Annotated in this window: 11 protein-coding genes; 5 read left to right on the forward strand and 6 right to left on the reverse strand. The window is 65.8% G+C overall.

What is annotated here, in order from left to right; translation table 11 throughout:
• Window positions 1–4: 4 nt before the first annotated feature.
• Window positions 5–1156 carry an efflux RND transporter periplasmic adaptor subunit gene (locus LO55_RS24425; protein WP_071363448.1) on the reverse strand — a complete coding sequence of 384 codons (1152 nt, stop codon included), beginning with the start codon at window positions 1154–1156 and terminating at the stop codon, window positions 5–7.
• Window positions 1157–1386: 230 nt separating this feature from the next.
• Entirely contained in the window at window positions 1387–1809 is a 423-nt protein-coding gene (locus tag LO55_RS24430) for a divergent PAP2 family protein (RefSeq protein ID WP_071363449.1), read from the reverse strand.
• A 133-nt stretch (window positions 1810–1942) separates the two neighbouring features.
• On the opposite strand from LO55_RS24430, the gene LO55_RS24435 reads away from it, so the two are divergent.
• Both LO55_RS24435 and LO55_RS24440 read left to right on the forward strand, forming a co-directional pair.
• Window positions 1943–3001, forward strand: coding sequence for a DUF475 domain-containing protein (locus tag LO55_RS24435; protein ID WP_071363450.1), 1059 nt, complete (start codon window positions 1943–1945; stop codon window positions 2999–3001).
• Window positions 3002–3135: 134 nt separating this feature from the next.
• Window positions 3136–3564, forward strand: coding sequence for a DUF8785 domain-containing protein (locus LO55_RS24440; protein WP_005669411.1), 429 nt, complete (start codon window positions 3136–3138; stop codon window positions 3562–3564).
• A 32-nt stretch (window positions 3565–3596) separates the two neighbouring features.
• On the opposite strand, the gene LO55_RS24445 is transcribed toward LO55_RS24440, so the two are convergent.
• Window positions 3597–6005 (reverse strand): coiled-coil domain-containing protein, encoded by a 2409-nt coding sequence (locus tag LO55_RS24445; RefSeq protein WP_071363451.1) that lies wholly within the window; start codon window positions 6003–6005, stop codon window positions 3597–3599.
• A gap of 103 nt (window positions 6006–6108) precedes the next feature.
• Window positions 6109–7110, reverse strand: a complete 1002-nt coding sequence (locus tag LO55_RS24450; protein WP_071363452.1) for a serine/threonine protein kinase — start codon at window positions 7108–7110, stop codon at window positions 6109–6111.
• Between the two features lie 158 nt (window positions 7111–7268).
• On the opposite strand from LO55_RS24450, the gene LO55_RS24455 reads away from it, so the two are divergent.
• Complete coding sequence (locus tag LO55_RS24455; RefSeq protein ID WP_218145996.1) at window positions 7269–8306, forward strand: alpha/beta hydrolase; 1038 nt, start codon at window positions 7269–7271, stop codon at window positions 8304–8306.
• Window positions 8307–8459: 153 nt separating this feature from the next.
• Window positions 8460–9152, forward strand: coding sequence for a UPF0149 family protein (locus LO55_RS24460; protein WP_005669404.1), 693 nt, complete (start codon window positions 8460–8462; stop codon window positions 9150–9152).
• Window positions 9153–9240: 88 nt separating this feature from the next.
• Here LO55_RS24460 and LO55_RS24465 read toward each other — a convergent pair whose 3' ends face one another.
• A complete protein-coding gene (locus LO55_RS24465) occupies window positions 9241–10335 on the reverse strand; it encodes an HPP family protein (protein ID WP_229410230.1) in 1095 nt (364 codons plus the stop codon).
• A 366-nt stretch (window positions 10336–10701) separates the two neighbouring features.
• On the opposite strand from LO55_RS24465, the gene LO55_RS24470 reads away from it, so the two are divergent.
• Entirely contained in the window at window positions 10702–11247 is a 546-nt protein-coding gene (locus tag LO55_RS24470; RefSeq protein WP_071363454.1) for a hypothetical protein, read from the forward strand.
• Window positions 11248–11349: 102 nt separating this feature from the next.
• Here LO55_RS24470 and LO55_RS24475 read toward each other — a convergent pair whose 3' ends face one another.
• Window positions 11350–12420 carry a glycoside hydrolase family 43 protein gene (locus tag LO55_RS24475; RefSeq protein WP_071363455.1) on the reverse strand — a complete coding sequence of 357 codons (1071 nt, stop codon included), beginning with the start codon at window positions 12418–12420 and terminating at the stop codon, window positions 11350–11352.
• Window positions 12421–12443: the final 23 nt, after the last annotated feature.

A 12443-nucleotide genomic window follows, 5' to 3' on the forward strand; every position in this document is an offset into this window, starting at 1 on the left:
CGTATTACTTGCCCTGGACCGGCGCCGCGCCGGCGGCCGAGCCGGCGGCGCTGGCGACGCGCGCGGCCGGCATGTCGACCTTCTGGCCATCCTTCAGGTTCGAGGTCGGGGCGCGCAGCACGACGTCGCCGGCGGCCAGGCCCTGCTTGACTTCGAAGTTGCCGGTGCGCGGGTCGCGCGCGCCGACCACCAGGTTGACCTTGGACAGGGTCTTGTCCTTGATGCGCCAGGTATGGCTGTTGTCGCCGACCCGCACCAGGGCCGACTCGGGCAGCATCAGGGCGTCGGTGGCGGAAGCGTCGACGCGGCCTTCGGCGTACAGGCCGGCCACGCGCGGCTGGGCCTTGTCGGCGAAGCCCACCAGCACCTCGACCTGGCGCGTGACCGGGTTGGCCGCCGGATCGATCCTCCTGACGATGCCGGCGAACTGCTGCTCGCCATAGCCGTTGACGCGGAAATTGACTTTCTGGCCGACCTTGACGGTGCTGACCGAATCGGCCGACACCGCGCCCTCGAAGCGCATGCTGGTCGGATCGATGACTTTCACGAGTTCCTTGCCGATGGTGGCGGTGTCGCCATTGGAAACCTTGCGCTCGGAGACGATGCCGTCGAACGGCGCGCGCACCGTGGTGCGGGCCAGCTGCTGGCGCGCGGTGGCGACGCGGCTCCTGGCGCCCGACAGCTCGCTCATGGCGTTGTTGCGCGCCATCTCGGCGTCGTCCAGGGCCTTGGCCGAGGTCATGCCGGAGGCGCTCAGGGTTTTCAGGCGTTCGAGCTGGCGGTTGGCCTGCTCCAGCGCCAGGCTGGCGGCGCGCTGCGCATCCTCGGCCGACATCAGGCTGTCGCGGATCGAGGTTTCATCGAGGCGCACCAGCACGTCGCCGCGCTTGACCGGTTCGCCGTTCTCCTTGAGCACCTGCAGCACGATGGCCGAGACTTCGGCGCGCAGGTCGGCCTTGCGCTCGGGCTGGATCGAGCCGGTGATGACCGGGCCGGACGAAATGGCGTCGCTCTGGATCGTCAATACATCCTCGGGCGCCACCGTCAGCTGCGTCGGCTTGTTGTCCTTGGCCTGGCCGGGGGCCGTGGCGGAATCCTTGCCGCAGGCGACGAGGCTTGAAGCGATGGCTAGAACGAGGAGGGTTTTGCGCAGCATTGTGGTTCTCCAGAGAAGGACTTGGTCTTTTTTATAAAAATGAGAATAGATACAGCCAGCGCGAAGTATTCAGGAGGGCCCTGATGGCGTCAATTGACGAACCTGTATAACGCCGAATTCGATGGATGAACTGCGTTTTTTGGCGATGAGCTGCATTCCAGCCCGGACGAGATGCGGGGTAAAACGGACAGGCGGACGTCCGGGGGATGGACGCCGCCATATGGACACGATCAGAAACCGCCGAGGACGGCGTTGATCAGGAAGCCCATGCCGATGCCGGTCAGGACCCCGCCGGCGATCTCGATCTTGGTATGGCCCATGCGTTCGCGCAGGATCACGTAGTCGGCCTTGCCGTCGTGCAGGCGGTTGAGCGACACCGCATGGCGGCCGACGTGCTGGCGCAGGCTGTTGGCGTCGATCATGACGATGAAGGCGAGCGTGCAGGCCACGCCGAAGGCCGGATGGCCCATGCCTTCGCGCAGGGCGATCAGGGTGGCCATGCTGGACACGACCGCGCTATGGTTGCTGGGGAAGCCGCCATTGCCGACCAGGTCGAAGGCCCAGCGCCGCAGGCGGACGCTGGAAATGAGAAACTTGATCGGACCGACCACCATCCAGGTCAGTATGGGCGTCGCGAGGTAGATAATTTCCATGATGTCTTATAGGTGAAAATGCTGGGCGGAATTATCTCAGAAGCAAGGCGCGGTGGGCGACTTTTGGAACGGACGCAGCAACCCGGGAAACGGTAATATTGACCCAGGCAGTCAATACAAACAAGGGGTATGTATGCGGCATTTCCGCTGGTCCTTCATCGTCACGGCAGTCCTGATGGCCCTCGCCGGCTGGTGGGGCTACGAGCACCGGGGCCTGCCCGGCCTGCTGCAGGCCTTGTGGATCACCGCCATCCTCGGCGTGCTGGAAGTGTCGCTTTCTTTCGACAATGCCGTCGTCAACGCCTCGGTGCTCAAGCACTGGAACGAATTCTGGCGCAAGCTGTTCCTGACCGTCGGCATCCTGGTGGCCGTGTTCGGCATGCGCCTGCTGTTCCCGCTGGTCATCGTCGCCGCCGCCACCGGCCTCGGCCTGTTCGACGTCTGGCATATGGCGATCGACAATCCCAACGAATATTCGCGCCACCTGACCGAACACCACGCCGAGGTCGCGGCCTTCGGCGGCGCCTTCCTGCTGCTGGTGTTCCTGAACTTCCTGTTCGATGAAGAAAAGGAATTGCACTGGTTCGGCTGGTTCGAGAGCAAGGTCGGCAAATACGGCACCGAGGGACTGGCCGTCCTGATCACCCTGCTGGGCGTCCTGGGCGCCATGAGCCTGATGCCGGTCGAGCGCAAGCTGGCGGTGCTGATCGCCGGCGTGACCGGGGTGCTGATCTATATCGGCGTCAAGTGGCTGAGCGGCCTGCTCGAAGAAAAGGAAGAAGACCCGTCGGTCGGCGCCATGATCTCGCAGGGCAGCATCGGCGGCTTTCTCTACCTGGAAGTGCTGGACGCCTCGTTCAGCTTCGACGGCGTGATCGGGGCCTTCGCCATCACCAACGACGTCGTCATCATCATGCTGGGCCTGGCCATCGGCGCCATGTTCGTGCGCTCGATGACCGTGTTCCTGGTCTACAAGGGCACGTTGCAAGAATTTGTCTTTCTCGAGCACGGCGCCCATTATGCGATCGGCATCCTAGCCCTGATCATGTTCGCCAGCGTGCACTATCACATCCCGGAATGGTTCACCGGGCTGTCCGGGCTGGCCTTCATCCTGGTGTCGCTGTGGTCGTCCATACGCTACCGCAGGAGGATTGCGGCCCGGGAGGCCGAGGTGGCGGCGCGGACCGGTTGAAGCAAGGGGCAACGAGCGACCGCTGAGAATTGCGGTTTGCGATTACGGCAAGGCATGGCAGAATGAGCGCGCATCGCGTTTGCGCTGCCATATTGACAACCCGTGCCAACTTTTTTCGATCGCCCTGCCCGACCATGCCCAAAGCCCGCGCCACCGCCATCCTGCTGTCCGTCATCGCCGCCGTCGCCGTGCTCGGTTCCCTGTACACCTGGTTCACCCTGACCTGGGCGTATTCCGAGGGCGACCGCGCCGGCTATCTGCAGACGTTCTCCAAGAAAGGCTGGCTGTGCAAGACCTGGGAAGGCGAGATCCTGCTGTCGAGCATGCCGGGCGCGATTCCCGAGCGCTTCGCCTTCACCGTGCGCGATGAGGCCGTGGTGCAGCAGCTGAATAATAATATCGGCCGCCGCGTGCAGATCAGCTACGAGCAGCACAAGGGCGTGCCGACCAGCTGCTTTGGCGATACCGAGTATTTCGTCAAGCGTGCGGTGACGGGGCCGGTCGATCCGGTGTCGCCGAGCCAGGCGCAGGGGGCGCCGGCGCCAGCAGCGCCCGCGCAATAAGCACCTGGGCGCAGCCGGCTCGGCCGTCCGCCCTACTCCTTGTCGCGGTCCAGTTCGCGCTGGGCCGCGATCACTTCCGCCAACCGCGCCGCCGCCTGCGCGGCCGAGGTGTCGCCGGCCCGGGCCTGCGACTGCTTGAACCGCCCCAATACCTCGCGCGTCAGGTCGGCCGACACCGAGCGCTGGCCGGCCTCGACCTTGCGTTCGCCGATGACCCGCTCGGTGGCCGCCAGTTCGGCGGCCTGCTCGTCCTGGCGCTTGCTTTCCAGGTTCACCAGGTGCTTGCGCGCATCGGCCATCTGCAGGGTCGCCTGCGCCGCCTTGCGCTGCATCTCGGCGTGCGCCTGGGCGTGTTCCAGCAACGCGCGCTGGGCTTCGCGTTTCTCGACCGCCGACTGCACGGCGGCCTGCTCGACCAGCTCGCGCTCGCGCGCCAGCCGGGCTTGCGTTTCCTCGGCCTCGGCGCGCGCCTCGGCGGCCTGGGCGGCGGCATGTTCCGACGCCAGCCGCGCCGCCTGCGCCTCGTTGGCGCGGGCGTCGGCCGCGGCCTGGGCGCGCTGGGCGGCCAGCTTGCGCTCGACCAGGGCCAGCGACTCGCGCGCGGCTTGCGTGGCTTCGCGCTCGGCGCCGATCGCCTGCTCGGTCAGCGCCACCTGCTGGCGCTCGACCTCGGTGCGTTCGTGCTGGGCCTGGGCCAGCTCTTGCGCCCGGCGCGCATGCGCCTGCTGGGCGTCGCGCGTCGCCTCGGCTTGCGCCGCTTCTTCCGCTACCGCGTCCGCCTGGGCCTGCTGCGCTTCGAAGGTCGCGCGCTGGGCTTCTTCCAGGCGGCGCTCGGCCTGCGCCCTGGCGGCCAGCGCCGCCGCCGCCGCAGCCTCGGCTTCGCTGCGTGCCTGGGCCGCCAGCATCAATTCCTGCTCGGCCGCCACTTTCCGCTCGAGGTCCGCCAGGGCCTGGGTCTCGGCCGCCACCCGCTCGCGCTCGAGCTGGGCCAGGCGCTCGGCTTCTTCGCGTTTTTGCGCAGCCAGTTGCGCGGCCTGGCGCTGCAGTTCGACCAGTTCGGCCTCGAACGCGACCGCCTCCGCTTCGTCGGCGTTACGCTTGGCCTGGACCTCGGCCGCGGCCTGGGCCAGCGCCGCTTTTTCGTCCGCCAGGGCTTGCTCGCGCCGGTGCTCCTCGGCCTCGCGCTGGGCCGCCGCCAACGCCGCCTCGTCGGCCGCGCGGCGCGCGCGCGCGTCCAGCGCCGCCTCGGCCTCGGCCTCGAGCCGGGCTTGCACCTGCTCGTCCGCTTCTTCCTCGGCGCGGACGCGGTCTTCGGCCACCAGCTGCAGCTTGCGGTCGGTTTCGATCCGGGCCTCGGTCGCGGCCAGGATGCGGGCCTCTGCCTCGCGCCGCGCCTCGGCGCTGGCGGCGGCCATCTGTTCCAGCCGCTCGCGGTGGGTGGCGGCGTCGCGCAATTCCTTTTCGGTCTGCAAGCGCAGGCGCAGCGACTGGGCCGCGACGCGCTCGGACTCGGCCTGGGCCAGCGCGATCGCCTCGCGTTCCTGTTCGATGTGGGCCAGGGCGCGCGCTTCTTCCAGCGCACGCGCCTCGGCCGCCGCGCGCGCGAACGCCGAGGCCAGGGCCACCTGGTCGGCGCGTTCGCGCTGCTGGGTCAGGTCGAGCGCCTCGGCTTCGGCCTCGGCCAGCTTCTCGGCGGTCTGGCGCGCGGCTTTTTCGGCGCGCTCGCGCTCGCGCGCCAAGATGGCGATGCGGGCGTCGGCGCTGGCGTTATGCAGCACTTCTTCCTTGGCCGCCTCCACCGCCGCCATGCGCTCGGCGGCCTGCAGCCTGGCCTGTTCGGTATGCGCCACCAGCTCGTCGGCGGCGCGGGCGGCCTTGGCCGCCAGCTCGGCCTCGGCTTCCATCTGGACGGCAGCGCGGCGCCGCGCTTCTTCTTCGGAGCGCGCACGGGCTTCCAGCGCCAGGCGGATTTCGGTATCGCTCTTGACCCGCGCACGCAGCTCGGCGGTCTCTTGCCGGATCGCGTCCAGGCGCTCGGCGGACGCCTTGGCGGCGGCGCGCAGGGATTCGAGGCGGTCGCGGTTGGCCGCGATCGCGTCTTCGGATGCCTGCGAATTGGCCAGCGCGGCGGCGGCGGCGGCGGCATCGATGGCGGCGCGCTCGTCGGCCAGCGCGCGTGCGCGCGATTCGGCGGTCTGGCGGCTTTCCGCGGCGACGTTGGCCTTGGCCTCGGCTTCCACGCGCGCGATCGCCTCCTGGATTTCACGCATCTCGAGGGGCTTGCGCGCGGCCGGCGCCGGGGCGGCCGCAGGGACCTCAGGCGCGGCGGCAGCCGCTTCAGGCCCCGAGTCGGGCGGAGCCTCGGCCGGCGCCATGCCGGCGGCCTGCGACAGGTCGATCGAGAAGTCGGCGTCGTCTTGCTTGGCTGGGTTTGGTTCCATGCGAGGTCTCAATAGCGGCGGTCGTTTCGATTATCCGGTAAATCCGTTCAGTACGCTACGCGGAACTGGGCGGCAATATTGGCTCAGCTCATCCATTCGGCCATCACACCGGCCACAAGGGCGGTTCGTCCATCAGCGCCACCTGCTCGCGCAGCTCCAGGATACGGTTTTGCCAGTAGCGCTGGGTATTGAACCAGGGGAAGGCGGCGGGAAAGGCCGGATCGTCCCAGCGCATCGCCAGCCACGCTGCATAATGGATCAGGCGCAGGGTGCGCAAGGCTTCGACCAGGTACAGCTGGCGCGGATGGAACTCGCAAAAATCCTCGTAGCCGGCCAGCACGTCGCTCATCTGGCGCACCATCTCGTGGCGCTCGCCCGACAGCAGCATCCACAGGTCCTGCACCGCCGGGCCCATGCGGCTGTCGTCGAAGTCGACGAAATGGGGGCCGTCGGGCGTCCACAGCACGTTGCCGCCGTGGCAGTCGCCGTGCAGGCGCAGCAGCGGCAGCTCGCCGGCCCGCTCGTAGCAGCGCGCGACGCCATCCAGGGCCTGCTCGACCACGCTCGACCACGCGGCCATCAGCTCGGGCGGGACGAAATCATGGCTGCGCAGCCAGTCATAAGGCTGGCGGCCGAAAGTGACCGGATCGAGCGCCGGCCGCTGCGCATAGGCCTTGACCGCGCCCTGGGCGTGGATGCGGCCGATGAAGCGGCCGGTCCATTCCAGCACCGCCGGGTCGCCCAGCTCGGGCGCGCGCCCGCCGCGGCGCGGGAACACGGCGAAGCGGAAGCCCTCGAAATCGTGCAGGGTCTTGCCGCCGATGGCCAGGGCCGGCACCACCGGAATCTCCTGCTCCACCAGCTCGGCGACAAAAGCATGCTCTTCGAGGATGGCGGCATCGCTCCAGCGCTGCGGCCGATAGAACTTGACCACCACCGGCGCACCCTCCTCGCGCCCTGCCTGGTAGACCCGGTTCTCGTAGCTGTTCAGCGCCAGCAGGCGGCCATCGCCGTGCAGGCCGACGCTATCGAGCGCATCGAGCACCATGGCGGGATCGAGGCGGGCAAAGGGGTGTTCGGGAGTATCGAGGTTCGGCTTTTCCATGTGCCCATTGTACGGCGGCGCACGGGGAAGCGGAAATCGTCCCGCTTTTGGATGGCTGGGTTCGTTCGCGTACTGAGCGGCGGTGTTGTTCCGGGGTTCCATGTAACAAACGCATCCAGACGCAGCCCGCGTCGGAGCGCCAACCTGATTGGAACACCATGAAGAAGATGACCCTGACCCTCGTCGCTCTCGCCGCCGGCATGGCTGCAGGCGCCGCCATCGCCCAGAACGCCCAGCCGCCGAAGGCCGAGCCGAATATGCAAAAGGTGCTCGACGCCATGGCGTCGCTCAAACCGAAGCCGATCGAGAACCTGAGCCCGGAAGAAGCGCGCAAGCAGCCGAGCGCCGCCGACGCGGTCAAGAAAGTGCTGTCGGATGCCGGCCAGAGCACGGCGCCGGAACCCGGCGTGACAATGAAGACGCAGACGGTGCAGGGCAAGGGCGGCAGCTTCCCGGTCCACATCTTCACCCCTGAGGGCAAGGGTCCGTTCCCGGTCATCGTCTACTACCACGGCGGCGGCTTCGTGATCGCCGACACCAAGGTCTATGAAGCGTCGGTGCGCGCGCTGGCCAAGGGGGCCAAGGCCATCGTCGTCTCGGCCGATTACCGCCGGGCGCCTGAACACAAGTTCCCGACCCAGCCCGAGGACGCCTTCGCCGCCTATAAATGGGCAATCGACAACGCCAGCCAGTTCAATGGCGACCCGACCCGCGTGGCGGTGGCCGGCGAATCGGCCGGCGGCAACCTGGCGACCGTGGTCTCGATGATGGCGCGCGACCAGAAAGCCCAGCTGCCGGTGCACCAGCTGCTGGTGTATCCGGTGGTCGACAACGACATGAACAATGCGTCGTACAAGAAGAATGCCAACGCCAAGCCGCTCAACAAGGCGATGATGGGCTGGTTCTTCAAGCACTACGGCGCCGATCCGAAGAGCCCGTACGCCCTGCCGCTGAAGGCGACCTCGCTCAAGGGCCTGCCGCCGGCGACCGTGATCACGGCCGAGATCGACCCCCTGATGACCGAGGGCAAGGCCTACGCCGACCGCCTCAAGAAAGAAGGCGTGGCCGTCAACTACCGTCACTACACGGGCGTGACCCACGAATTCTTCGGCATGGGCGCGGTGGTGCCCAAAGCCAAGGAAGCGCAGCAGTTCGCGGCCGACGAGCTGACCAAGGCGTTCAACGCCAAGCGTTGATGCCGTCCCGGCGCCGCGGCCGTTGCGTCGCGGCGCCATCTCCCCGCCGTTTGCCATACCCGATCGAGGTTTTTGCTGCCGCCCGGCGGCGCAGGCGTTACACTGGCGCCTTTACGCAAAACCGGCGCCCGGGCGCCGTCACCAGACACTCCCATGCATCTCGAACAGCCCCTCTCCGAAAAAGAATTCGACGAACTCGACCAGTTCCTCTTGTCCGACCGTTGCTCCGACGACGCGATGACGATGGACACCCTGCACGGCTACCTGACCGCGATCGCGATCGGTCCGGAAACCATCATGCCGGCCGAATGGCTGCCGCTGGTCTGGGGCCAGGACGAGGCGGCCGCCCCGAAATGGAAGAACAAGCGCGAAGAAGAAAAGATCATCAACCTGATCATGCGCTTCATGAACGAAGTGCTGATCACCTTCGAAGTCTCGCCGAAGGAGTTCGAGCCGCTGTTCGTCGAACATGAATTCGAAGGCAAGACCCTGATCGATCCGGAAGCCTGGTGCTGGGGCTTCTGGGAAGGCGTCGAACTGCGCGCCGACTCCTGGGAACCGATCTGGACCTCCGACGTGGCCGAACTCATTCGCCCGATCTACCTGCTCGGCGCCGACGAGATCGAAGAGGAGGAACTGGCCCTGGTCGACAATCCGCACAAGATCCACGCCCTGGCGCTGGAGATCGAAGCGAATGTGCCGGCCCTGTACCGCTACTGGCTGCCACTGCGCAAGGCCGCGGTCGAGACCGTGGTGCGCGAGGAGCCGAAGGTCGGTCGCAACGACGATTGCCCCTGCGGCAGCGGCAAGAAGTACAAGAAGTGCTGCGGGGCGGAATCGGCCTGATTCACCCGTAGGGTCGGCGGCCAGGCCGCCGACGCGGTGATCGTTGGCAGCGAGATCATCGCAGACGACACCGGCGCCGAAACAAGCATCAATCGTCGCGCCGGCGCCGCAACCGCCACCCCTGCGTCGCCAAGGCCACCCCATGCAGGGCGTCGAGCACTTCGACCGGCCCTGCCATCCCCACCAGCATGCCCGCCGCATCGACCACCGGCACCCGCGCCAGGCCATGGCGACCCGCCAGCGCGGCCACGGCGCTCGCCGGCTGCGCCGCCTGCACCGCGATCCCGGTCATCATCAGCTCGGCCACCCGCTCGGCTTGCCTGCGGCCGCGCAGCACGATCAGCGCCCGCGCCTTGATGTTCCACGCTTCGGCCTCGGCCGCCGCCCGCAGCAGGGATTTCAGGGTCAGCACGCCAAGCAGCCGCCCTTCCCCATCCACCACCGGCAGCGACGGCAAGCCATGTTCGAGCAGGATGGCGCGCGCCGTCGCCAGCGGCATGTCGGGTTCGAGCCGCGCCAGCGGCGGCACCACGACGTCGCCGGCATGCAGGTGACGCACGCGCCGCTCGGCCGCATGGTGCTCGGCATCGTTGACGATGACGGCCAGGTCTTCGCGCGAGACGTCGACCGCCTCGCCAAAATGCTCCAGCGCGGCGTCGATGTCCTCGACCGCCACGGCGGTCGGCGCCGGAACAGGTTTGTGTGCATGATGGGCGCCTGTCACCCGGTTGTACAGCAGCGCCGCCAGCACCAGCAGCACGGTGTTCAGGCCCACCGGCGCCAGCGCGAACGACAGGCCGGCTTCATGCACCGCCGGCCCGCCCAGCACCGCCGTCATCGCCACCGCCCCGCCCGGCGGATGCAGGCAGCGCAGCAGGAACATCATGGCGATCGACAATCCGCCGGCCAGCGGCGCGGCGAACATCGGATCGGGCAGCAGCTGGGCGCAGGCAGCGCCGACCAGGGCCGAGACGACATTGCCGCCGATGACGGGCCAGGGCTGGGCCAGGGGGCTGGCGGGGACGCAGAACAGCAATACGGCGGAGGCCGCCATCGGGGCAACGAGCCAGGCGACGTGGGCGCCGGGGGCGGTCCAGGCCAGCACGACCTGGCTCAGGATGCCGGACAGGGCCAGGCCGAACAATGCGCCGAACGCGGCCCGCGCCTGGCCGATCGGTGGCAAGGCGACCGGGTGCGGCCGCCGGAGGATGGATAGAAGAAAGGATGGCATTGCACCAAGGTTAAGCGCAGAGAGCGTCATTACAGCACATTTGCACGAAATCGGTGCAGATCCATTCAAAAACAGTGCAAGTGATCTACGAGAGACTCAAGGTTGCTTTGACAGCAACGATCTCGTACTCTCCTGGAACGTCTGCTATTTGGCCAAGAACAAGCCCTGGCATATGGCAATAAGTTAGGCAACCATGAGCCTTTCAGTATCATGCTCGAGAGGCCAACGCCACCCAGAAATGCAGCCTGCCAAATACTTCGTATCTTAACGCTGCTTGCTATGCCTGTTGGAGATCGCTCTACTACTGGAATAAATACAATGGATCATTTTGAGAATATCGCCAAGACCCTGTTAGAACGAGACGGCTACTGGGTTTTTCAGTCGTTCAAAGTGCAGCTATCGCCAGAGCAAAAGCGCCGTATTGATAATTCGAAGTGGTCAATCCCCCGGCCTGAAATTGACCTTTTAGCTCTGAACGTGCCAAAGTCGACGGTAATTGCGTTCGAGGTAAAATCGTTCTTCGACTCAGCCGGAGTCGCACTTGCTGACCTGGCAGCAGATCATGCAGTGCCAACCGGACGTTACAAGCTCTTTACGTGTAAGCGATATCGCGATATCGTTTTCGAACAACTACATGAGGATCTGCTTAGACTCGGCATGATTACTCCAGCTTTTCAAATTCGATTAGGCCTTATTGCCGGCAATGGGCGCAAGGGAGACATCGATAAGTTACGAGAGCACTTCATCCAACGCCAATGGGAATTCTGGACCCCGGAAGATGTGAAGCTACGTGTGCAAAAATTTTCTAGCGAAGGCTACTCTAACGACCCCGCGGTAATCACAGCCAAAATCCTGCAGAGGTAAAGAGATACCTTTTCTCAATCCTCTTTTTTCGAGCAATAATAAGAGACCTCCTCCTCACCTTCGTCCAAAGCGCCGAGCGGTCTCGTCAGCCGTTCGACATCTTCATCTGCCGGGACGAATCTGCCGCGGCTCCACGCCCTTGGTAGTCATCACCACCGGCTTGATTGTGCCATCCGCATTGAAGTACAAATGCTCAATGGCCATCTCACGATGATGCCCATCCTTGTCGTTCAACGGCCGCCGGTGATAGACAATAACCCAGTCGTCGGTGCCAGGAATATTGGCCACCGAATGATGCCCCGCCCCATTAGCAATGGTCGTATCCTGCTGCAGGATGGTCCCAATGCGCTTGAACGGCCCAAACGGCGACTTGCTCATGGCATACGCAACGCGATAATCCGGCCCCGTCCACCCTCCTTCCGACCACATGAAGTAGTACACGCCATTACGCTTTGCCATGAACGAACCCTCCACATAGGCCGGGTCGGGCGTGATTTCCTTGTAGGTGGTCCCGTCCGGGAACGGCAAAACGCTCAGCAGGTCCGGCGCCAGCTTGACGACGTTGGCGTGCTTCCAGCCGCCGTAATACATATACACCTGGCCGTCGTCGTCCTTGAACACCATCTGGTCGATCGGCTGGGCGCCGTTGTGGATCTTGTCGATCAGCGGGCGGCCGAGCGCATCCTTGAACGGGCCTTCGGGACGGTCGCTGACCGCGACGCCGATGCCGCCCAGCTGGCCATTGGCCTTGATGTCGTTGGCGCCGAAGAACAGGTAGTACTTGCCGTTGTGCTCGATGGCGGATGGCGCCCACACCGCATACGCCGCCCACGCGACGTTCTCGACGTCGAGCACGTGAGTGTGCTTGGTCCAGTTGACCAGGTCGGTCGACGAGAAGGCGTCGAGGAAGGTCTGCTTCAGGTAGGGTTCCCAGATCAGGTCGGACTTGGCGCGCATGGCTTGCTGCTCGGGGGTGAATCCGCGCGAGGTGCGCGGCGTGCCGTCGTGGTCCGAATAGGTGGGGTAGATCCAGTACTTGTTGCCGTAGATGCGGATTTCGGGGTCGGCGTACCAGCCGGGGACGATCGGGTTGGCGGCATGAGCGGACAGGCTGATGGCGCCGAGGACTGCAAGTGCCAGCGTTCTTGCGATGAAGCGTGGTTTTCTCTGCATCGGGTCTCCTCCGTGAAAACGGG

Source organism: Massilia timonae (genome assembly GCF_001866515.1).
GTDB classification, from domain to species: Bacteria; Pseudomonadota; Gammaproteobacteria; order Burkholderiales; family Burkholderiaceae_D; genus Telluria; species Telluria timonae.

Bases quoted from the DNA above. Each gene is read 5' to 3' on its own strand.
- LO55_RS24455 (WP_218145996.1), top strand. From the start codon at position 7,269: ATGAAGAAGATGACCCTGACCCTCGTCGCTCTCGCCGCCGGCATGGCT.
- LO55_RS24450 (WP_071363452.1), bottom strand. From the start codon at position 7,110: ATGGAAAAGCCGAACCTCGATACTCCCGAACACCCCTTTGCCCGCCTC.
- LO55_RS24445 (WP_071363451.1), bottom strand. From the start codon at position 6,005: ATGGAACCAAACCCAGCCAAGCAAGACGACGCCGACTTCTCGATCGAC.
- LO55_RS24470 (WP_071363454.1), top strand. From the start codon at position 10,702: ATGGATCATTTTGAGAATATCGCCAAGACCCTGTTAGAACGAGACGGC.
- LO55_RS24430 (WP_071363449.1), bottom strand. From the start codon at position 1,809: ATGGAAATTATCTACCTCGCGACGCCCATACTGACCTGGATGGTGGTC.
- LO55_RS24475 (WP_071363455.1), bottom strand. From the start codon at position 12,420: ATGCAGAGAAAACCACGCTTCATCGCAAGAACGCTGGCACTTGCAGTC.
- LO55_RS24460 (WP_005669404.1), top strand. From the start codon at position 8,460: ATGCATCTCGAACAGCCCCTCTCCGAAAAAGAATTCGACGAACTCGAC.
- LO55_RS24440 (WP_005669411.1), top strand. From the start codon at position 3,136: ATGCCCAAAGCCCGCGCCACCGCCATCCTGCTGTCCGTCATCGCCGCC.
- LO55_RS24425 (WP_071363448.1), bottom strand. From the start codon at position 1,156: ATGCTGCGCAAAACCCTCCTCGTTCTAGCCATCGCTTCAAGCCTCGTC.
- LO55_RS24435 (WP_071363450.1), top strand. From the start codon at position 1,943: ATGCGGCATTTCCGCTGGTCCTTCATCGTCACGGCAGTCCTGATGGCC.